Annotated in this window: 21 protein-coding genes; 7 read left to right on the top strand and 14 right to left on the bottom strand. The window is 66.8% G+C overall.

The window, feature by feature from the left end; all coding sequences use genetic code 11:
• Window positions 1-2: 2 nt before the first annotated feature.
• The 4 genes from KDK82_RS12615 to KDK82_RS12600 all read left to right on the top strand — a co-directional run bounded on the left by KDK82_RS12615 (window position 3) and on the right by KDK82_RS12600 (window position 3,189).
• Window positions 3-668: a methionine ABC transporter permease gene (locus KDK82_RS12615; protein ID WP_012205011.1), complete on the top strand. Its 666-nt coding sequence runs from the start codon at window positions 3-5 to the stop codon at window positions 666-668.
• A gap of 79 nt (window positions 669-747) precedes the next feature.
• A complete protein-coding gene (locus KDK82_RS12610) occupies window positions 748-1,557 on the top strand; it encodes a MetQ/NlpA family ABC transporter substrate-binding protein (protein ID WP_088165076.1) in 810 nt (269 codons plus the stop codon).
• Window positions 1,558-1,561: 4 nt separating this feature from the next.
• Complete coding sequence (locus tag KDK82_RS12605; protein WP_088165075.1) at window positions 1,562-2,092, top strand: cupin domain-containing protein; 531 nt, start codon at window positions 1,562-1,564, stop codon at window positions 2,090-2,092.
• Window positions 2,089-3,189, top strand: a complete 1,101-nt coding sequence (locus KDK82_RS12600) for a DUF6817 domain-containing protein (protein ID WP_088165074.1) — start codon at window positions 2,089-2,091, stop codon at window positions 3,187-3,189. Before KDK82_RS12605 ends, KDK82_RS12600 begins: the two co-directional genes overlap by 4 nt.
• A 59-nt stretch (window positions 3,190-3,248) precedes the next feature.
• Here KDK82_RS12600 and KDK82_RS12595 read toward each other — a convergent pair whose 3' ends face one another.
• A complete protein-coding gene (locus tag KDK82_RS12595) occupies window positions 3,249-4,277 on the bottom strand; it encodes a bile acid:sodium symporter family protein (protein ID WP_088165073.1) in 1,029 nt (342 codons plus the stop codon).
• 118 nt (window positions 4,278-4,395) lie between these two features.
• Here KDK82_RS12595 and KDK82_RS12590 point away from each other — a divergent pair, with 118 nt between their 5' ends.
• The gene (locus KDK82_RS12590) at window positions 4,396-5,313 is read left to right on the top strand and encodes a LysR family transcriptional regulator (RefSeq protein ID WP_074923633.1); all 918 of its coding nucleotides are present in this window, start codon (window positions 4,396-4,398) and stop codon (window positions 5,311-5,313) included.
• Here the strand turns inward: KDK82_RS12590 and KDK82_RS12585 are convergent.
• The 8 genes from KDK82_RS12585 to KDK82_RS12550 form a co-directional block, all read right to left on the bottom strand.
• Window positions 5,288-6,661, bottom strand: a complete 1,374-nt coding sequence (locus KDK82_RS12585) for a D-tagatose-bisphosphate aldolase, class II, non-catalytic subunit (protein ID WP_088165072.1) — start codon at window positions 6,659-6,661, stop codon at window positions 5,288-5,290. The two genes, KDK82_RS12590 and KDK82_RS12585, sit on opposite strands and share 26 nt — an antisense overlap.
• Window positions 6,662-6,665: 4 nt before the next feature.
• On the bottom strand, window positions 6,666-7,634 hold the full coding sequence (locus KDK82_RS12580) for a sugar kinase (protein ID WP_088165071.1): 969 nt from the start codon (window positions 7,632-7,634) through the stop codon (window positions 6,666-6,668).
• A 60-nt stretch (window positions 7,635-7,694) separates the two neighbouring features.
• The gene (locus tag KDK82_RS12575) at window positions 7,695-8,741 is read right to left on the bottom strand and encodes an ABC transporter permease (protein ID WP_088165070.1); all 1,047 of its coding nucleotides are present in this window, start codon (window positions 8,739-8,741) and stop codon (window positions 7,695-7,697) included.
• On the bottom strand, window positions 8,738-10,294 hold the full coding sequence (locus KDK82_RS12570) for a sugar ABC transporter ATP-binding protein (RefSeq protein WP_088165069.1): 1,557 nt from the start codon (window positions 10,292-10,294) through the stop codon (window positions 8,738-8,740). The genes KDK82_RS12575 and KDK82_RS12570 overlap by 4 nt, the downstream gene beginning before the upstream one ends.
• Before the next feature lie 20 nt (window positions 10,295-10,314).
• The gene (locus KDK82_RS12565) at window positions 10,315-11,241 is read right to left on the bottom strand and encodes a substrate-binding domain-containing protein (protein ID WP_088165068.1); all 927 of its coding nucleotides are present in this window, start codon (window positions 11,239-11,241) and stop codon (window positions 10,315-10,317) included.
• Between the two features lie 34 nt (window positions 11,242-11,275).
• Window positions 11,276-12,085 carry a DeoR family transcriptional regulator gene (locus KDK82_RS12560; RefSeq protein ID WP_088165067.1) on the bottom strand — a complete coding sequence of 270 codons (810 nt, stop codon included), beginning with the start codon at window positions 12,083-12,085 and terminating at the stop codon, window positions 11,276-11,278.
• A 110-nt stretch (window positions 12,086-12,195) separates the two neighbouring features.
• Window positions 12,196-12,927, bottom strand: a complete 732-nt coding sequence (locus tag KDK82_RS12555; RefSeq protein WP_088165066.1) for a type 1 glutamine amidotransferase — start codon at window positions 12,925-12,927, stop codon at window positions 12,196-12,198.
• A 182-nt stretch (window positions 12,928-13,109) separates the two neighbouring features.
• On the bottom strand, window positions 13,110-14,567 hold the full coding sequence (locus KDK82_RS12550) for a hypothetical protein (protein ID WP_256974498.1): 1,458 nt from the start codon (window positions 14,565-14,567) through the stop codon (window positions 13,110-13,112).
• Here KDK82_RS12550 and KDK82_RS33185 point away from each other — a divergent pair.
• Entirely contained in the window at window positions 14,496-14,888 is a 393-nt protein-coding gene (locus KDK82_RS33185; protein ID WP_256974500.1) for a hypothetical protein, read from the top strand. The two genes, KDK82_RS12550 and KDK82_RS33185, sit on opposite strands and share 72 nt — an antisense overlap.
• Window positions 14,889-15,543: 655 nt before the next feature.
• Here KDK82_RS33185 and KDK82_RS12545 read toward each other — a convergent pair.
• Window positions 15,544-16,446 (bottom strand): DMT family transporter, encoded by a 903-nt coding sequence (locus KDK82_RS12545; protein ID WP_088165064.1) that lies wholly within the window; start codon window positions 16,444-16,446, stop codon window positions 15,544-15,546.
• 14 nt (window positions 16,447-16,460) lie between these two features.
• Between KDK82_RS12545 and KDK82_RS12540 the strand changes: the two genes are divergently transcribed.
• Window positions 16,461-17,030 (top strand): helix-turn-helix domain-containing protein, encoded by a 570-nt coding sequence (locus KDK82_RS12540; protein WP_026062195.1) that lies wholly within the window; start codon window positions 16,461-16,463, stop codon window positions 17,028-17,030.
• 45 nt (window positions 17,031-17,075) lie between these two features.
• Here the strand turns inward: KDK82_RS12540 and KDK82_RS32775 are convergent, their stop codons facing one another.
• The 4 genes from KDK82_RS32775 to cysC all read right to left on the bottom strand — a co-directional run bounded on the left by KDK82_RS32775 (window position 17,076) and on the right by cysC (window position 19,970).
• Entirely contained in the window at window positions 17,076-17,249 is a 174-nt protein-coding gene (locus tag KDK82_RS32775) for a hypothetical protein (protein WP_179217899.1), read from the bottom strand.
• 249 nt (window positions 17,250-17,498) lie between these two features.
• Window positions 17,499-18,659 (bottom strand): sulfotransferase family protein, encoded by a 1,161-nt coding sequence (locus KDK82_RS12530; protein ID WP_088165062.1) that lies wholly within the window; start codon window positions 18,657-18,659, stop codon window positions 17,499-17,501.
• A complete protein-coding gene (locus KDK82_RS12525) occupies window positions 18,652-19,287 on the bottom strand; it encodes an aspartyl/asparaginyl beta-hydroxylase domain-containing protein (protein ID WP_034392492.1) in 636 nt (211 codons plus the stop codon). Before KDK82_RS12525 ends, KDK82_RS12530 begins: the two co-directional genes overlap by 8 nt.
• Window positions 19,284-19,970 carry an adenylyl-sulfate kinase gene (cysC, locus tag KDK82_RS12520; protein WP_088165061.1) on the bottom strand — a complete coding sequence of 229 codons (687 nt, stop codon included), beginning with the start codon at window positions 19,968-19,970 and terminating at the stop codon, window positions 19,284-19,286. Before cysC ends, KDK82_RS12525 begins: the two co-directional genes overlap by 4 nt.
• Between the last annotated feature and the right edge of the window lie 323 nt (window positions 19,971-20,293).

Raw genomic sequence — 20,293 nt, 5'->3', positions numbered from 1 at the left:
CGATGTTTGAGAATTTTTCGGAAATGATGCTGGAGCTGTTCGTCAGCTCGCTGTGGGAGACCATCATCATGGTCGGCGTCTCGGGCCTGGTGGGCGGCCTGATCGGCATTCCCCTGGGCGTGTTCCTGCGCCTGACCGACCACGGCGGCGTGCTGCAGAACGGCCCGGCCAACAAGATCGTGGGCTGGATCGTCAATGCGCTGCGCTCCACGCCCTTCATCATCCTTTTGGTGGCCATCATCCCGCTGACGCGGCTGATCACGGGCTCGTCCATCGGCACCTGGGCGGCCGTGGTGCCGCTGACCATTGCGGCAGCGCCCTTCGTGGCGCGCCTGGTGGAGACCGCGCTGCGCGAAGTGGACAACGGCCTGGTGGAAGCGGCCCAGTCCATGGGCGCCACCACGGGCCAGATCGTCTGGAAGATCCTGCTGCCCGAGGCGCTGCCCGGCATCGTGGCGGGCCTGACCATCAGCTTCGTGAGCCTGACCGGCTATTCGGCCATGGCCGGCGCCATTGGCGGCGGCGGCCTGGGCGACCTGGGCATCCGCTACGGCTACCAGCGCTTTTTGCCCGATGTGATGCTGGCCGTGGTCATCATCCTGATCTTCTTCGTGCAGGCCATCCAGAGCCTGGGCGACTGGGCGGTGCGCAGGTTGAGCCACCGCTGATCCACACACCCCGGCGGCCGGTGCGGCTGGCGTGGCCGGGGCGGCAAGCTGCCGCGAGATTGTCTGAAAGAGGGATTCCATGAAAAAGCGCGCATTGCTTCAATCGCTGGCCCTGGCCGCCGTCCTGCCCCTGGCGGGAATAGCGGCGCTGCCGGCCCATGCGGCCGACGGCTCGGTCACCATCGGCGTGACCTCGGGCCCGCATGCCCAGATCGCCGAGGTGGCCAGGAAGGTGGCCGAGAAGAACGGCCTGAAGGTGAAGCTGGTCGAGTTCGGCGACTTCATCCAGCCCAACGCTGCCCTGTCGCAGGGCGAGCTGGATGCCAACATCTACCAGCACCAGCCCTTCATGGATGCCCAGAACAAGGACCGCGGCTACAAGCTCGTGCCCGTGGCCCGTGCGGTCAACCAGCAGATGGGCGTGTACTCCAAGAAGATCAAAAGCCTGGCCGACCTCAAGAGCGGTGCGCGCGTGGGCATCCCCAACGACCCCACCAATGGCTCGCGCGCACTGATGGTGCTGGCCGCGCAAAAACTGATCGAACTGAAGACCGGCGCGGGCGCCCGTGCCTCGGTGCTGGACATCACGGCCAATCCGCAGAAGCTGCGCTTCGTCGAGCTGGAGGCCGCCCAGCTGGCGCGCTCGCTGGATGACCTGGACGCCGCCGCCGTCAACAGCAGCTACGCCGTGGCCGCAGGCCTGTCGCCGCAAAAGGATTCGCTGGCGCTGGAAGCCACGGACACGCCCTATGTGACCGTGCTGATCGCCACGCGCGCCGGCCATGAAAAGGACGCGGGCCTGCAGGCCTTCGTCAAGGCCTACCAATCGCCCGAGGTGCGCCAGTTCATCGACACGCAGTTCAAGGGCGCCTACACGGCGGCCTGGTAAGACCATGGGCGCCCTCGCATCCCACCGGGTTTCCGACACGGACTTCGTGGCCGCCATCGGCGTGCAATGGCAGCACCGCCCGCTGGCGCCCGAGCCCGGCCTGGCCGCGCTGCTGGCACAGGCCCAGCTGGACGACGGCGGCAAGGCCACCGTGGTCCAGGCCGTGGGCATGCTGGTGGTCGACGAATGCGTGGCCCATGGCTACCACAGCATGGACCTGGTCGTGCTGCACCCGGGCACGCCGGGCCTGGACGAGGCGCTGGAGCGCTTTGACAAGCCCCACACCCATGCCGATGACGAGGTGCGCTACGTCCTCGAAGGCGAAGGCCTGTTCGGCTTCTTTGATGCCCACGGCCAAGAGCGCGTGCTGCGCGTGCAGCCCGGCGACTACCTGCGCATACCGGCCGGCGTGGAGCACCGCTTCACGCTGACCGCCACGCGGCGCATCAAGGCGCTGCGCCTGTTCGCCGATACGGCGGGTTGGGTGGCGCAATATACCCAGCGGCCCGCCGCTGCCATGGAGGTGCCTGCATGAGCCTGCCTGTCCCGACACTGTTCCAGACACTTGACGAGGCGCTGTTCACGCGCGCCCAGGACCTGCTCGACGAGGAATGGCTGGCCAAGGATGCCGACCTCGCTCCTGTGCTTCCCGTGGTGCTGGCGCGCGGCGTGGGCCAGGACTGGCACAAGGCCGGCACCTTCCGCCACCACCTGGCGGGCGTGGCCCGTTCGCTGGCGCTATGGCGCCAGCCGCGCGACGTGCGCCTGCTGGGCCTGCTGCACAGCGTCTACGGCAACGCCTTCGTGGACCTGGTCAAGTTCGACGCGGGCAGCGAGCGCGGCCGCCTGCGCGAGCTGGTGGGCGAGGGCGCCGAGCACCTGGTCTACCTGTTTTGCACCATGAGCCGCACGCAGTTCATGCAGAAGATACTGGCCGGCGACCTGGCCGAAGACGGCTCCATGGCGCTGGAATCCGCCGGCCGCAGCCAGCGCCTGAGCGCCTATGAGGTGGCGGCCTTCACCATCGTGAGCATGGCCGATGCCATGGAGCAGTGGTTCAGCTGGCAGGAAGACATCTACTCGCAGTTTCCGCAGGTGCAGAACCAGCGGCAGCAGGGCGTGCACTGGGCGGCCTCGCTGTGGCCCGGTCCCATGCGGCCGGCCAGCCGCATGCTCAGCCAGATCAGCGACCTGGGCTGTGCGCTGCAGCACCCGGCGCTGCGCGCCCAGCTGCCGCTGCCTCCGGTGTTCGACCATTGCAGCCGGCAGCTGTCGCCCGGCGACGAGGCCGCTGCCGTGTCGCTGTACTGGTCGGTGATCCAGCTGGACCAGCCGCTGGTGGACCTGGATGCCGCCACGGCCGTGCTGGAAAGCGCCGTGCGCCTGAACCCCTGGGTGGGCGAGCCGCAGATGGTGCTGGCCCAGCTCTACCTGTCTGCCGGCCGCGCCGACGACGCCGCGCGCGCAGCCACCAGCGCGCTGCAGTGCTTCAGCGGCTGGGGCAATGCCTGGGACAAGCGCGTGCAGTGGGACGCCTGGATCGCCTGGACGCGCATCCTGCTGCAGTCGGCGCAGCAGGGAACCTGGCCTGAACGGCTGGACAAGCTCAACAACTTGGCCCTGAAGGGCTGAGATGCAAAAAAGCCTGGCGCGAGAGCCAGGCTTTTTTGTTATGGGAGCGCGCCCGCGCCTTATTTGGCCGGCGCGGCCGGCGCAGCGCTGGCGGGCACGGCGCCATCCTCGATCGCCTCGGGATGCATGGGCCGGCGTGCATAGCGCTGGGCCAGCACGGCGCAGACCATGAGCTGCAGCTGGTGGAAGATCATCAGCGGCAGCACGATGGCGCCCACGGCGCTGGACTCGAACAGCACCTTGGCCATGGGCACGCCGCTGACCAGGCTCTTCTTGGAGCCGCAGAACACCAGGGTGATCTCGTCCTCCTTGGAAAAGCCCAGGCGGCGCGCCGTCCACGACGTGATGACCAGCACCAGGGCCAGCAGGACGGACGACAGCAGCAGCAGGCCCAGCAGCGCAGGCAGGGGCGTCTGCTGCCACAGGCCGCTGATGACGGCGGCGCTGAAGGCCGTGTACACCATCAGCAGGATGGAGCCCTGGTCCACGAACTTCACGCGCTTGGCATGGCGCGAGATGAAGCCGCCGATCACGGGCCGCAGCAGATGGCCCAGCACAAAGGGCAGCAGCAGCTGCAGCGCGATCTTGCCGATGGCCTGCAGCGCGTCGCCCCCTTCGGCGCTCTTGTGCAGCAGCATGCTGACCAGGATGGGCGTGATCACGATGCCCATCAGCGTGGAGGCCGATGCGCTGCACACGGCAGCGGGCATGTTGCCGCGCGCCATGGCCGTAAAGGCGATGGCTGACTGCACCGTGGCCGGCAGCGTGCACAGGAAGAGCACGCCCATGTACATCTCGGGCGTGACCAGCGGCTCGAGCACGGGGCGCAGCGCCCAGCCCAGCAGGGGAAAGAGCACGAAGGTGGCCGCGAAGATGGTCAGGTGCAGGCGCCAGTGGCCTATGCCGGCAAAGATGGCCTCGCGTGAGAGCTTGGCGCCGTGCAGGAAGAACAGCAGGCTGACCATGAGCGTGGTCGCCACCTCCAGCCATTGCGAGACGGTGCCCGAGGCGGGCAGGAAGCTGGCCAGTGCCACGGTGGACAGCAGCATCAGCGTGAAATTGTCAGGGGCGAAGCGGGGGCGTGCCATGGGAAAACTCTCTCCAACTAACTATCGGTTCGTGCAGCCAGGCTGCAAGGCCCCGATTGGACGCCACGGCCATTGAAAAGAGAAATGGATTTATCTGATGGTTTTATAATTTTTCCGTATGAATATCAGCCTGCGCCAGCTGCGCGCCTTCCTGGCCGTGGCGGAAAGCCGCAACTTCAGCCGCGCTGGCGAGCTGATGGCGCTCACCCAGCCCGCCGTCAGCCGCAATGTCACCGAGCTGGAGCAGGCCCTGGGCGTGCAGCTTTTGCACCGCACCACGCGCGAGGTGGAGCTGACCGACGCCGGCCGCCTGCTGCAGGGCCATGCCACGCGCGTGCTGGACGCGCTGGATGAGTGCCTGCTCGAAGTCAGCGGCCTGGCCACCCAGCGCCTGGGCAAGGTGCGCGTGGCCAGCAGCCCCACGCTGTCGGCGCATCTGATGCCGCGCTGCATTGCGCGCTGCCGCGAGCAGGCGCCGGGCATTGAGCTGCTGCTGCTGGACCGCATCCAGAGCGACGTGCTGCAAAGCGTGCGCAGCGGCGAGGTGGACTTCGGCGTGGTCATCGACCCGCAGGGCCGCGACGACCTGTACTGCGAAACCATACTCAGTGAACCGTTCTGCCTGGTCTGCCCGGCCACGCACCGGCTGGCCCGCAAGCGTCAGGTGGCCTGGAGCGACCTGGCCGGCCAGCCGCTGGTACTGCTGGACCACGCCTCGGGCAGCCGCCGCCTGATCGACGCCGCGCTGCAGGCCCACGACGCCGAGGCCGCCGTGGTGCAGGAAGTCGGCCACACCACCACCATCTTCTGCATGCTCCAGGCGGGCCTGGGCCTGAGCGTGGTGCCGGAACTGGCCGTGCCGCAGGCATGGCGAACTCCCGCGAGTGGCGCCACCACCCCCGACGCCCTCGCCAGCCGCCCCCTGCTGCCGCGCGTGCAGCGCGACATCATGCTGGTGCGCCGCCGCCAGCGCGAGCTGTCGCCGGTGGCGCAAAGCGTGTGGGATTTGATCAGGGGGGAGGCGGGGCAGCTGTGAGGCTCGCGTTGCAGGCCGCCGCATACGGCCGTATCGCCTCGCGCACGCGGTCCAGCACCAGCGCGTGGGGCGAGGGGGCCAGCCGCCCGGCGCGCACGGCCTGGTATTGGGCCGGGAGGAACTGGCTGAGCATGTTCTCGGGCAGGGTGCAGGTGGACAGGTTGTCCAGCAGCCGGGCCACGGCGGCGTTCACCGTGGGGTCGGCCCAGTAGTAGCGGATGCGGTCGCTGTAGCTGTAGATGCGCAGCAGCCTTTGTGCGCCGGGATCGGGCTGCTCGCCGCGGTAGTAGCGCTCCCAGCTGGCGGGGCGGCCCAGCATGGCGGACTCCAGCACGGCGGGCAGGTGGGAGCGCTGGTGCGCGTCGATGAGCTGCTCCTCGATGGCTGCCAGCGCGAACAGCACCTCGCGCAGCGCAAAGGTGGCGCCGGGGCCGACCTTGAGGATGGCAAAGCCGTCCTGCACCAGCTGGCGCAGGGCCTCGGGCCGCTGGTAGTCGGTGGAGTGGGCCTCGAAGACCAGTTGCGGGTGCTGGCGCAGCAACTGCTTGAGGTCGGCCGCTTCGCCGGGCGCGTAGTCCACCACGCGCGTGTGATCGAACTCCACGCCGGGCTGGACCACCATGGCAATGATGCGCGCCCAGACAGGGTCCAGCCCCTGTTGCGCGAAGACTTCACGGTGCACCTGCAGCGTGCGCTGGGCGTCGGCGCGGGCAGTGACTTGCACATGCTCCAGCGCATGCGCGGCGCCGCCGGGCACGGGCACTTCGGTGCCGATCACGTAGACGGGGCCGGGCGCCGGGCAGGTGCTGCCGCGCTCGGCCGCCTGGCAGAGCAGGGCAGCGCGGCGGGCCACGGTTTCGTCGTCCAGCGCCTGGGGGTCGTCTGCGCAGGCCATGCTGGCGTCCAGGTGCAGCTTCACGAAGCCGGCCGCCGCATAGGCGTGTACCAGGTCCTGCGCCAGTTCCATGGCCTCGGCGGCAGGCAGGTGCGTCCACGCCGTGGGGCCCAGGTGGTCGCCGCCCAGCAGCACGCGCTCCAGCGGCAGGCCGACGCGGTGGGCGATGGCCAGCACGAAGCGGCGGAAGTCGGCGGACTGCATGCCGGTGTAGCCGCCGAACTGGTTGACCTGGTTGGCGGTGGCTTCCACCAGCAGGGGCGTGCCATCGTCCAGCGCCTGGTGCATGGCGGCCTCGATGACCAGGGGATGGGCCGAGCAGATGGAGTAGATGCCGAGTGCGCTGCCTGTTGCGCGCGCATCGCCTGCGGCTGCTGGCGTTTGCCTGGAGCGTGACTGCGCCAGGCGGGTGAAGTGGGTGAGATGGGTGAGGTGGGTGAGATGGGCGGGCATGGTTTCAGCCCTCCATCACCGCATGCCGCAGGTGCTGCGGCTGTTGTGCCAGCAATGCGTCGAGCCCGGCAAAGCCGGATGTCCCCTCCATCGGCCCCTTGCTGGAGACGGCCAGCGCGCCGGCCGCATTGGCGTAGCGCAGCGATTGCAGCGCGGTCTTGCCCAGGCGCCGGCAGGCGATGAAGGTGGCGCCGAAGCAGTCGCCCGCGCCCGTGGGGTCGGCCACGTCCACGGCAAGGGCGTCGAGGTCGATGCGCTCGTCGGCACTGAAGTAGCTGCAGCCGTCGGCGCCGCGCTTGACCACGATTTCGCGCACGCCGCGCGCGAAGATCTCGGCAATGGCGCCGGCCTCGTCGGCCGAGCGGGCCAGCTGCGTGACCTCGTGGCCGCTGGGCAGGAAGATGTCGGTGAACTCCAGGATGTAGGCCAGGGCTTCGCGCATTTCGGGGATGCGCAGCATCTCCTTGCGCACGTTCGGGTCGAAGGACACGGTGCCGCCCTGGGCCTTGACGATTTCGATGGCCTTCTTCATGGCATCGATGATGCGAAACGAGAACAGCGACGAGCCCATGACATGGAAATGCGCGCAGTCCTTGAGCACGGCCTGGTTGACCTGCTCGGGCTGCAGCTGTGCCGAGGCGCTGTTGGTGATGTTGAAGATGAAGTCGCGCTCGCCGCTGTCGCGGTAGGTGACGAAGGCGCTGCCCGTGACGGCGCCCTTGCACACGGCGATGGCGCTGGTGTCCACGCCGTCGCGGCGCAGGCGGTCGATGTTGAGCCAGCCAAAGTCGTCATCGCCCACGCAGCCGATGATGGCGGCCGGATGCCCCAGCCGGGCCACCTGGTCGATGAAGATGGCGGGTGCCCCGCTGGCATAGGGCCCGGTCAGAGGCCCCGGCGCGCGAAAGCTCTGGCCTTTTCGCTCGGCCATGATTTCGACGAGGATCTCGCCCATGGTCATGATGGATTGCATGCTCTCCCTCCCTTTGGAATCAAACCCCGTGCGCTGTTCGCTGCACCGCCGGCCCATGCGTCAGCGCCTGCGCCTGCTGTGCACATCGATGCACACGGCCACCAGAATCACGCTGCCCTTGACGATGAGCTGATAGAAGTAGGGCACGCTCATCAGGTTCATGCCGTTGTTGATGACGCCGATCATCAGCGCCCCTATCAAGGTTCCCGCAACGCTGCCGTGGCCTCCGGCCAGGCGCGTGCCGCCCAGCACGGCGGCGGCAATGGCGTCCAGCTCCCAGCCCATGGCCGCGTTGGGCTGGGCCGAGTACAGGCGCGAGGTGAGCAGCAGGCCGCCCACGGCCGCCATCAGCCCCGACAGCATGAAGATGGCGATCTTGAGGCGCCCCACCCGTATGCCCGCATAGGTGGCCGCCTCGGCATTGCCGCCTGCCAGATAGGTCTTGCGGCCAAAGACGGTACGGGCCAGCACGAAGTGGTTGGTGGCCAGCAGTGCGGCCAGGATCCAGATGGGCACGGGCATGCCCAGCCATTCGCCGTTGCCGATCCACAGAAAGGCCTCGTTGTCCACCGGCGCCGGCATGCCGCCCGAGACGATATAGGCCAGACCCCGGAAGATGCCCATGGTCGCCACCGTCACGATGAAGGACGGCAGATTCAGCAGCGCCGACAGCGAGCCGTTGAGCGCGCCCAGCAGCAGGCCGCACAACAGCACGGCGGGCAGCACCAGGGCGGGCGCCAGGCCCTGGCCCAGCATCAGGCCGGCCGCGCTGCCGGCCAGGGCGACCACCGATCCCACCGAGAGGTCGATCTCGCCCAGCAGCAGTACATAGGTCATGCCGAAGGCCACGATGGCGATGATGGACACCTGCAGCAGCACGTTGCGCAGGTTGCCGCCCGTCAGAAAGGCCGGTGACAGCAGGGAGAACAGCAGCACCAGGGCGGCAAGGCCCATGAGGGTGCCGGCGTGGCGCCGCAGCGATCGCCGGCCACCTCGCAAGCCGTCGCGCCATGTTTCCTGGCTGTCCGGGATGCTTTCGGCGGCGTCGGCGGCGTCGGAGGCCTTGGAGGAGCCAGACGCGGTGATGCTCAGTTCGGAAGGGGTCATGGCAGTCCTGCTCCGGTGGCGTGCGCCATCACGGTCTCCTGGCGCAGATGAAGGGTGTCCAGGCTCTGGACGAGGCGCTTGTTGCGCATGACCAGCAGGCGGTCGCTCATGGCCAGTGCCTCGGGCAGTTCCGACGACACCAGGATGACGGCCGTGCCGGCTGCTGCCAGCTCGCGGATCAGGGCATAGATCTCGAACTTCGCGCCCACGTCGATGCCGCGCGTGGGCTCGTCCAGCACCAGCAGCCGGGGGCGCATGGCCAGCCACTTGGCGAACACGATCTTTTGCTGGTTGCCGCCCGACAGCTGGCGCACGGGCTGGTGCAGGCCGGCAACGCGTATCTTCAGCCCCTGCACGCAGGCGCGGGCCAGCGATTGCTCGGCCGCCTCGTCGGTCAGCAGTGCGCCGCCGCGCCCGCTGTGCACCTGCACCATGCAGATGTTGTGCTGCACGGACTGGTCCAGCACCAGGCCTTGCTCCTTGCGGTTCTCGGTCACGAAGGCCATGCCCTGGCCAATGGCGTCGGCCGGCGAGCGCAGGCGCAGCGGCCGGCCGTGCATGAGGATGCTGCCCGTGCAGCGGTGCATGCCGAACAGCGCATCCATGACATCGGACCGGCCCGAGCCGACCAGCCCGAAGAAGCCCACGATCTCGCCCGCGTGGACCTCGAAGTCAATGCCTTCGAAGCGCCCGGCCAGGCCCAGGCCGCGCACCTGGAGCAGGGCGCGCGTGCTGCGGTCAGGGGTGGGGCCGCGCGGCGGATAGATGTCCTGCATCTGGCGCCCCACCATGAGCGCGATCAGCGCCCCGATGTCGGTTTCGTCCCGCGCCAGGGTGCAGATGGAGCTGCCATCGCGCATGACGGTGATCTCGTCGGAGATGCGCATGATCTCGTCCATGCGGTGCGAGACATAGATGATGGCGCGCCCTTCGGCCTTGAGGCGGGCGATGAGGGTGAAGAGAATCTGCGCCTCGCTGTCGCTGAGCGAGGAGGTGGGCTCATCCATGATGACGATGCGCGCGGGCTGGCACAGCGCCTTGGCGATCTCCACCAGCTGGCGCTGGGCCAGCGACAGTTCGGCCACCTGCGCGTTGGGGTCCAGGTCCATGCCCAGTCGGGTCAGCAGCGCGGCGGCGTCGCGGCGCAGTGCGCGGCGGTCCACGCAGCCGGCCCGCTGCGGGAGCCGCGCGGCAAACAGGTTGTCCGCCACGCTGAGGTTGGGGGCCAGGCTCAGCTCCTGGTGAACGATGGCGATGCCGTGGCGCTGCGCATCGGCGGGGCTGGCCAGCTCGGTGCCGGTGCCCTCGATCAGTAGTTGGCCGCCATCGGGCCGGTGCACGCCGGCCAGGATTTTGAGCAGGGTGGATTTGCCGGCCCCGTTCTCGCCCAGCAGCGTGTGCACCGTGCCTGCGCGCAGGCGGAAGGACACGCTTTTGAGCGCCTGCACGGCGCCGAAGGATTTGGCCAGCGCCCGGGCCTCGAGCATGGGGGGCGGCGCAACGGCGTCGAGCATGGCACGGCCTGGGTGGCTGTGTGCAGTGGGGCCTGGCATGGCGGGCTCCGCAGGTCCATTTACCTGGTGGCAGCCGTGTACACGCCGGGCAGCACGGGGTGGAATTTCTCCACCGGCTTGCCCTGCAGCAGCTGCGCGGCAATGGCCACGGCTTGCAGTCCCAGCTGGTCGGGGTACTGGCGGATCACGCCCACGAAGGCCGGCTCCCGGTCCACGGCCGCGCGCGCCTCGGCCATGCCGTCAAAGCCGACGATCTTGACCTGCTCCAGCTTTCTTGCGCCCTTGACGCTGGCCAGTGCAGCCAGGGCCGCGTCGTCGCCAAACCCGAAGATGCCCGCGAGATCGGGGTGGGCCTGCAGCATGTTCTGCGAAGCGGCCAGGGCCTCGGCCCGCGTGATGCCCGGCTGCACGGAGACGATCTTCATGCCGGGAAAGGTGGCGATGGCGGCCTTGAAGCCCTCCACGCGATCGACCACGGACTGGATGGACGGGTAGTGCAGCACGCCGATCTGGCCCTTGCCGCCCGTGGCCCGACCCATGAGCTGGCCGGCCAGCACGCCGCCGGCGCGGTTGTCGGTGGCCACGTGCGATGCGACCTCGACCCCGCTGGCCGCAATGTCCACGGTGATCACGGGAATGCGGGCGGCGGCAGCCTTGAGCACGGCGGCCTTCACGCCCCGGGAATCGACGGGAGACAGGATGATGGCATCGACCTTCTTGCTGACGAAGTCCTCCACATCGGAGATCTGCTTGCCCAGGTCCTGGTTGGCAATGCTCAGGTCCAGCTTCAGCCCCTGCCGCGCGGCTTCCTGCTGCATGGCCTGGGCCAGCTCCAGGTAGAACGGGTGCTGCTGCGTAAGCAGGGACACGCCGATGGTGCGGGCAGGGCTGGGGCCGGGGCCCGGCTGTGCAAGCGCCGGGCTGGCCGGCAGGCCGAATGTGAATGCGCCGGCCAGCATGCGCCGGAGAAACGTGTTGCGGTCCATGGCTGTCTCCCTCCCTCTGTCGTTGTGGAAAAGCTCAGGTTCTGGCGAATTCGATGCGGCCCTCGGCCTTGCGGTTGGCCTGCAGCCGGTGGTGCGCCAGCAGATCGAAGGCGCCCGGCTCCATGTCCTGGTGGGCGCACAGGCCGTCGATCTGGGCGATATCGCAGACCGGGTGCCCGCCCGTGGTGCTGTCCAGATCCAGGGCCAGCGCCACGGCCTTGGTGCTGTGCTCCACGGCTGCCGAATACAGGCGAGCCGCGCCCGGGTCGCGGCACAGCACGCGGTTGCGGTCGTCGATGCCGCAGATCTCGAACAGGCAGATGTCCAGCGGCCGGGCCCGCAGGCCCGCTTCCGCCCCGGGGCCGATGAGGCCGTGCTCGTCGCCGGCCAGCGCGCCGCCCGTGACGTGAATGGCGCAATCGAGAAACTGCCGCGCCGTCGCCACCATGGCCAGGTCGTGCAGCGTCAGCGCAATGCCCTGGCGGCTGGCCAGCAACGGCAGCACGCGGTGGGTGATGCGGCCGCTGCCCAGGAAGACCGAGGCGTCGTCCTCGATCCAGCCCAGCGCGCCCTGGGCCACCTGGGCCTGCGCCGGGCCTTGCGCGGCGGCAGGGGCGCCGGGTATCTCGGCGGCCGTCTTGAGCAGGGCCGGGTTGTAGCGCGCCTTGCCGAAGGCGCGCACCACATAGCCTTGCTGCTCAAGGTAGTGCAGGTCGTTGCGGATGGTGACGGTGGAGACGCCGAAGAGCACGCTCAGCGCCTCCACCCGCACCTCGTCGGTCTTGCGCGCCAGCTCCACGATCTGCAGCCTGCGCTTGAGTGAACTGTTGCCTTGGTCCTGCATGGATTCTTTCGATTCGAAAGTTTTTTATTTCGTATCGAAAGTTTCCCTGCGTGCAAACGCCACGTCAAGCGCTCCCCGGGTATTCACCGGGGCGTCCGCTTCGGGGAGGGCTATCGGCTGGCCACGCCCAGACTCACGACCACCGGCCGCTGCAACTGTGCCGTCCAGGCCCGGTAGGTCCGGTGGGCCAGGGCGTTCAGCACGGGAATGCGCAGGTCCAGGTGGCGCAGGATCTCGCTCTCGGTCTGCGCCGCGGGGCCGCGTGCGCGCAGCAGCTCGTCATGGCCTTCGGTGCACCAGGCAGCCACGCTGGCGGCGGTCACTTCCATGTGGCCCTGGAAGGCCCAGTGCCGGCCGTGGCGAAAGCCCTTGTTCAGGCAGTGGCTGCCGTACATGGTGCGCACGGCGCCGCGCGGGATCTCGAAGGTGTCGTAGTGCCAATGGAAGATCGTCGCCTCGCGCGGCAGGTCCATGACCTGCTGGGCGGCGGCCGTCACCCAGATGCGGCTCCAGCCAATGTTGGGGCAGGGGTTGCGCCAGACCCTGGCGCCCATGGCACGCGCCAGCATCTGCGCGCCGAAGCAATGGCCGAGCACGGGGATGTCGCTGCGCAGCGCATCGGCCAGCAGGGCCTCTTCATCCTCCATCCACGGCAGGCCCTCGTTCACGCTGTGGTTGCTGCCCAGCACCACGATGCCGCTGTAGTCGGCGGCGTGCACAGGGGCTGTGCCATCGAGGGCGGGCTGCAACAGTCGGTAGGGAATGCACTGCTGCTCCAGGTGTTCACGCAGAACGCCGGGGCCCTGGGCGGATTCGTGCTGGAGGATGGCGACAGGTCTCATGGCGGCGCGGCTTCATCGGGAAGCCATTGGTTGTGAGGCCTTGACTCTAGGGACGGCTGCCTCAAGGGCGGATTGTGTTTGCGCACAACGCCATCAAGGCCGCATCAAGGCGCCCCATGCCTTGCGCAGGTCCAACGCAAAAAGGCGCCACGGCCGTGGCGCCTTTGATGGTGGCAACTACGTCAATCGTGGTGCCGCCCGGAGCGCTGCGGACCCGGCTGCCTGCCACGGCGGCGCAGTCCCAGCGCCGCCGCGCCCAGCAGGAGCAGGGAGGCCCAGGCCCCGCCCACGGGGATGGCTGCGACGGAGTCGCTGCCTGGGACATCGTCCGCGCCAGGCGTGGTCTTGGTGGTGGTCGCAGTGCTTGAGTCGACATCGCCCGTCGCCTGGGTCTGGGTGACCGTGATGGTCACCGATCCCTTGGGCAGGCCGCTCACGTCTGTGGCAGGAGTGGTCCAGTGGCCATTGCCATCGCAGGGCACGGTCACCACCACGGCCTTGGGTGCCGTGCCGATGGTCACCGTCACGCTGCCGCCGCCGGCCGTGCAGGTGCCAGAGAGGATGTAGCCGCCCTGGTTGCCCGCGTCTATCGGGGGAGGATTCACCACCGTGACCGAGGGCGTGGTGGGCGGCGTGGTATCGACCTTGGTGACCGTGACATCGGCCGTGCCCGAATTGCCGGCGGCATTGGTCTGAGCCACATGGATGCCCACCGTGCCCGCAGGCAGTGTGCTCACATCGGTGGCGGGGGTGGTCCAATGGCCATTGCTGTCGCAGGGCGCAGTGGCCACCACTGCGTTGGGCGCCGTGCCTATGGTCACCGTGACGTTGCCTGCGCCGACTGTGCAGGTGCCAGAGAGGATGTAGGCGCCCTGGTTGCCAGCATTGATCTGGGGCGCGGTGCCCACTGTGACCACAGGCAGCGTGGTGTCTGCCTTGGTGACGGAGACATTGGCGGTCCCTGTATTGCCAGCCGCATCGGTCTGGCTGGCCTGGATGGGCACCGTGCCCGCAGGCAGCCCGCCCAGGTCGGTGGCGGCAGTGGTCCATTGGCTGTTGCTGCCGCACGCTGCGATGGCTTCCACGGAGTTGGGCGCCGTGCCGATGCGCACCCTGACATCGCCATCGCCGGCCGTGCAGGTGCCCGAGACGGTGTAGCCGTGCTCATTTCCGGCATTTATCGCGGCTGCGTTCACCACCGCGACCACGGGCGCCGTCGTGTCCGTGGCTGCGGCCGTGGTCTTGGTGGTGATGACACTTCGCGTGCCGGTGTTGCCGGCCGCATCGGTCTGGGTGGCCGTGATGTCCACCGGACCCAGAGGCAGGCTGGCCACATTGGCAGCCGGTGCCGTCCAGGCTCCGGCTGCATTGCAGGCTGTCGTCATGGTCACGAACTTCGGGGCCGTGCCGATGGTCACCTTCACATTGCCATCGCCCGCGGTGCAACTGCCTGCGACGATGTAGGCGTCCTGGTTGTCTGCATTGATCACCGGGGACGTGGTGATGTCTACCGCAGGTGGCGTGGTATCTCCTTGCGCTGCGGTGCAGTCGGCAAGCGAGGCTTGCGAATGGCCCAAGACGAGGTTGACGTCGGCGAGGGTGGGTATTTTCGCGCCAATGCGCAGGGCATTGACTTCCATTCCCCCATCCACGGGAGTTTGCTCATTGAAAACGATTTCCAGGATTCCGGTATTCAGTCCGGTATTGGGGGATGGATTCAGTGGAATTGGGACAGGGATACCGAGCACGGAGATGCTCAGGTTCTCGATGGTCGCGGCCCCGGTGGGCTGGACGGCGCCATTGACGCAGGTTGCCTGCACTTGGGACTGCAGCACATCAGCCTTGATGGCCACGACGCCAGCGATGGACAGGTTGATGTCACTGATGCCTGCGGTTGTTTCGACGCGGTTTTGCGCCAGCGAGCTCTCGGTGCTTGCCGAGAGCACACCCGCCTTCAATGAAATCAAGCTGTCGGTGGCGCCCCCGATGTCTGCAGCAAGCATTTTCCCGGAGACATTGAACGCCGGCGGCGCACTCTGCAGTCCGGTATCTACCAGCGGGATATCCAGCCCGAGGTCTACCAATGAAACGCCGGCCTTCACTTCCAGCGCATAGCCGCGACCTTCCCCTGCCGAGGCGGCCCATGCGGTGCCACCTGTCCCAAAAACGATTGTGCAGCTGACTGCCATTGCTGCCGTAAAGCCGGCCAATTTCCGTTGATTTCCCGCGCCACGCTTTTGCATGCCATCGCCCTTTCATGAGTTCCTGAATTGAATGACCATCAAGCCGATGAATGGCTTGCCTGTTTTCAAAAGCGGAATCTAAAGGGTTGATTGCGTTTTGTAATGATCTTTTTGATGAAAATCGGATTTTCAGAGTCGTCCTAGGATTATTGAGGAAATGGGATTTATCCTAGGAATAGCTTATTTGATCTCGGATGTTTCTGATTGATTATGAAAATACCGTTTTTCAAGAGCTTCTGAGAAGTGTCCTGGCCGGGCTTTCAAGGCGCCTGGCATGCCCCCGCGATTTGTCCTGCGCAGCAATTCGCCTGTGGCCTTGCCGCAGGGTTGGACAGGTGCGGCCCAGCACGCCGGGGGCCGCAGCCGGGGCGCGTTACGGCTTGGGTGTTTGCCTGCCCAGGCGCAGCTCGCTGACCAGCACGCCGCCCACGATCAGCGCGGCCCCCAGAATTGCCAGCCCCGGCAGCCGGTCGCCGGCCATGCGTCCCACGATGCCGGCCCAGACCGGCTCGCTGGCATAGATCACGGTCGCACGCGTGGGCGACAGGGACTTCTGGGCCCAGTTCATGGTCAGCTGGATCAGGATGCTGGCGCAGGCCATGGTCACCGCGGCGGACAGCCAGACCCAGGAGAAATCGGGCACGGATTCGCCCGCCACCGGCATGGCCAGCAGCGCCATGACGCCGGCCGCCAGCAACTGCACCGTGGTCACGCGCCGCGCATCGACCTTGCCCGCGAAATGCCCGATCAGCAGCACCTCGGCCGCAATGGCCAGCGTGCTCAGCATGGTTGCCATCTCGCCCACGTTCAACTCCATGCCGCCGGACTCCGGTCCCGCCACCAGCATGAGTCCCGTGAAGGCCAGGCCAATGCCTATCCAGCTCATCAATCGCGGCGGCTTGCCCATCACCAGCCATTGCACAAGAGGCACCAGCGGCACATACAGCGCCGTCAGAAACGCCGACTTGCTGCTGCTGATGGTCTGCAGCCCGAAGGTCTGCAGGCCATAGCCCAGGAAGATGCTGGCGCCGATGGCGATGCCTGCCACCAGCTCGGTGCGCGTGAGCCCGGCCATGGCCTTGCGGAACACCAGCAGCCCGATCAAACCCGCCGTGACAAAGCGCAGGCCCACAAAGAACAGCGGCCCGCTGTACTGCATGGCCAGGTGGACTACGAGAAAGGTGCCGCCCCAGACCATGGTGACGGCGATCAAGGCCAGCTCCTGCCGGCTGAGCAGCGGCGTGCGCGAACTGTGAGAAGATGACGTGTGCAACATATTGCGCAGATCATATGAGAAATATATTGCACAGCGCTGGCGAGCGCTCCGATGTCCTGGCTTTCGTCAGCGAAAACCTGCGCCGCCTTCGCCAGCGTGCAGGACTGAGCCAGGCGGCCCTGGCCGAGGCCGCAGGCCTGAGCCGGCGCATGGTCGTGCAGCTGGAAGGCGGCGACACCAACATCAGCCTGTCCAGCCTGGATCGGCTGGCCGACGCGCTGGGCGCCAGCTTCATAGAAATCGTCAGCGACCCGGCCGCGCAGCGCCTGCGCATGGACGCCATGGCCTGGCGCGGCACCCGGCCCGAAAGCCAGGCCATGCTGCTGGGCAGCGTGCCCGCCACGCGCGAGGCTCAGCTGTGGTCCTGGTCCCTTGGGCCCGGCGAACGCTACCAGGCCGAACCTGACCCGGAAGGCTGGCACGAGATGATCGTCGTGGTCGAAGGCCGCCTGCTGGTGGACCTGAGCGAGGGTCCCATGACCATCGAGGCCGGCGACTACGCCATCTACGGCAGCGCCCAGGACTACGCCTATGTGAACCTGCACGAAGGCGTGACGCGGTTCATTCGCAATGTGATTTCCTGAGGGCGCTGCAGCGGTCTGTGCCGTGCTCTGTGCAAGGCACTGTCGTCAGTGAAATGCGGTGGCCTGCGGTGCCGCTTCAGACTGAAGCTGTGCATACACAGCGCGGACTACCAAAGGATCTGTGCTGCGCAAATCAAAGGAACGGGCAAAGCTGCAGATCGACTCGCCGTTGTGGGCAGCGGCAAGCGCCTGCAGTCTGTTTTTCTCGCGGTTGTTCAACCATGCTCCGCAACTGACCAAGGCAGTGACTGTGAGAGCTGTGGCAGCCGGATGCGCCACGGAAATGGTGCCTAGGGCGCACGCCAAGATTGCAATGAAGCTCCAGAAAGCCACACGCTGCCAAATGTGGGGCACAGGGCGGGCGGGTGAGCACACCGAGGAGGTGTACATGAGGCGAGACAGACTTTTCCGGGGCTGGTACATCGTGGGCGCGGTCCATGTGCTGCTGGCGCTGATCTTTGGCGCGGCCTATTCGTTCACGGGTTGTGCGCGCCGCAGCAGCTGTGCGTGCAGCGGACCCAGGCGCGATTCGATGTCCTGGCGTTCGCTTTCGCCAAAGACGGCCACCTTGTCCCGCCCGTCAGGCTCGAAGCGCTGGTTCAGCGCCTTGGCATGCTGGCGAAGGCGTGCGGCGATGCGCTGGCGCGCTGCCTCGCCTGCATGCAGGTCGAAGCGCCGGGCTATCTGCTCCATGGCTTCGGCATCCAGCTGGCGGTAGTGCAGCACAGGAACGCCCTGGCTTTCGTGCAGATCCCGCATCCGCTCCATCATTGCCTGCAGCACGCGCACGCGGTGGTCGAGCATGGAGACAACGGGCTGGCTGCCACTGCCGGAACAGAAAACCGGACCAGCGCCAGCCAGCGACGGGTCGCCCGACATGTGCCGGCCGGCCTGTTTGTGGTGTGAGGCCAGGATCTCCACAGGATCGCGGACCAGCATCAGGCTGGGCACCTCGGGGTAGAGATCGTGCAGCAGCTCCCACTGGAAAATGTCCCAGGCATTCCACTTGACCACCAGGTTACGGCGCCCCGGCACGGCCACGGTGATGGCCGACACCAGGCCGGCAATGCCATCGCGCTTTTGCGCCCGGTCCAGTGAGCTGTCCAGCAGCAGCTCGGTGAATACAGGTGGCTCCGACAGGACCAGCGTGCCGTCCAGTTCGGAAAGGCAGCCCGAGACCAGGGTGGAGCCGCAGCGCGAGAGGTGGAAGATGAAGCCGGCAGGCGGATGGCCCCCGGGCCTGGGAAGGGATTCCGCGCACAGGCCGGCCAGCGGCGTGCGCGGCCGGATGAACTGGTTCAGCAGCCTGCGCTGCAGGCAGCGGCTGATGTACTCGTCATGAAACGGCTCGGTGGCAGGGCCGTCCGGCAGGCACCAAAGGATGCTGCGCGTGCGTGCCTCATACCTGTGTGGCAGCCAGCCACCGGCCAGCAGTGCGGCAGTTGGCACGGCAGCCGCCTGGTTCAACTGCTGCAGCGCCTGCATGAGGCGACCATCGTTCCAGGCGGGAAGACACCACAGCAGGCGCAGCTGCACCAGTAGCGACTCCATGCTCCTGGCCTGCTGGAACAGGGTGTGCTGCCGGGGGCTTGCGATCAGTTCGGCAAAGGCCGCCTGCAGCTCATGCATGGGCGTGTCCCTTGCCGATGCTGTCTGCCAGCCAGGCGTTGGCAAGGCAGTCGATGACCAGGTGGGTGCGGTCCCGGGTGCCCCGGTTCACCACTTCATGCGTGGCATCGGCATTGAAATACCAGAGCTCCCCTGCGGCCATGGGGATCGTGCGGCCTTCCACGATGAACTGCACATCGGGATGTGTGTGCACGGGTACATGCAGCCGGGCCTGGCCATGCGCCAGGCCCAGCCCACGGTCGCGATGCGGCTTGATGGATGAGCCGGCCTTCAGCTGCATCAGGCGCACAGAGCGCAGCGGGCACTGCAGTTGCTCCAGCACCTGGCGTATGGCGGGGCAGTGCTGCAGCAGGGGCAGGTCCTCCCAATCCTCCTCGGGTTCCTCGATGGAGAAGCTCTGGAGAATGGGGTGGGCCGCCACATGCTGGCGCTGGCAGCGCAGCGGCATCACACGCCATACGCCTTCGTAGCCGCCGTGGTTCACGTGGTCGCACCATGGCGAGGACAGCAGCGCATCCACCTCCTCGCGCAGCGCCTGCAGCGCAACCCTGGCATCAAGCCGCGCAAACAGGGGCGTGCCGGCACAGGCGTCTTCATGCGCGCAGGGCAGGGCGGGCCTGGCATTCATTGCAGCGCCTTGGCCAGTGGCAGGGGACAGGCCATCAGCGGAGCCATGCCCTGGGTGGGCGTGCCCGGCGCAGTCGGCTGCCCGTGCAGCAGCAACGCCTGCAGGCGCGAAACACATGCGGCCACGCTGAGCTGGTCCGTGCGCAGGGTCAGCTCCGCTGCCACAGGGGGTTCATAGGGCGAGTCGATTCCGGTGAACTGACGCAGTTCGCCGCGGCGCGCTTTTCTGTACAGGCCCTTGGGGTCCCGCCGCTCGGCAACGGACAGGGGAACATCCACGAACACCTCCAGGAAGTCACCCTTGTCGAACAAGGCCCTGGCAGTGTCGCGCTCGCTACGGAATGGGGAAATGAAGGCCGCGATCACGATCGTGCCCGCATCCACGAAAAGCCGGGCAACCTCCGAGACCCTGCGTATGTTCTCCGCCCGGTCTTCTTCGGAAAAGCCCAGATCGCGGTTCAGTCGGCTGCGGATGTTGTCTCCGTCCAGCACATAGGTACGCCGGCCGGCCGCGTGCAGATGCGCCTGCAGCGCATTGGCGATGGTCGATTTGCCGGACCCCGAAAGTCCGGTCAACCATATCGCAACCGCTTTATGACCATGGAGTATCTCCCGGTCTTGCCTTGAAACGGAAGACAGTTGGTCATGTATGTCGGGCGGCGGATTCTGGCCGGAAAACAGCATGGATTCAATACGGGAAGGAAAGGCCTAGAGTGGATGCTGAGCGCATCAGGTAGGCGGGAATATCGATGGATTGTAAGAAGTTTTCAAGAAGAGATTGCTGAGGCGGTTTTTCGTTGTGTGACCGGATTCAAGCGCTTTCATTGGTCATTTATTTTCTTCTTCAGAGGAAGAAGACGGACAAGAGATGTGTTTTTGGTGATCATCAGTAAATGCTTATATTTTTCATGATTCTTGATAATTCATTTGCAATAGTCGTTGATTATATCGATTGAACATGCTGCTGTTGGTTTTTGGTGATTGATTGATTTCTTGTTATCAATAGC

Origin of the sequence: Delftia sp. K82, assembly GCF_002193035.1 — a bacterium.
Lineage (GTDB): Bacteria > Pseudomonadota > Gammaproteobacteria > Burkholderiales > Burkholderiaceae_C > Comamonas > Comamonas acidovorans.
The sequence above is the reverse complement of the archived record's forward strand: the minus strand, read 5'-3'. Positions and strand labels throughout refer to the sequence as shown.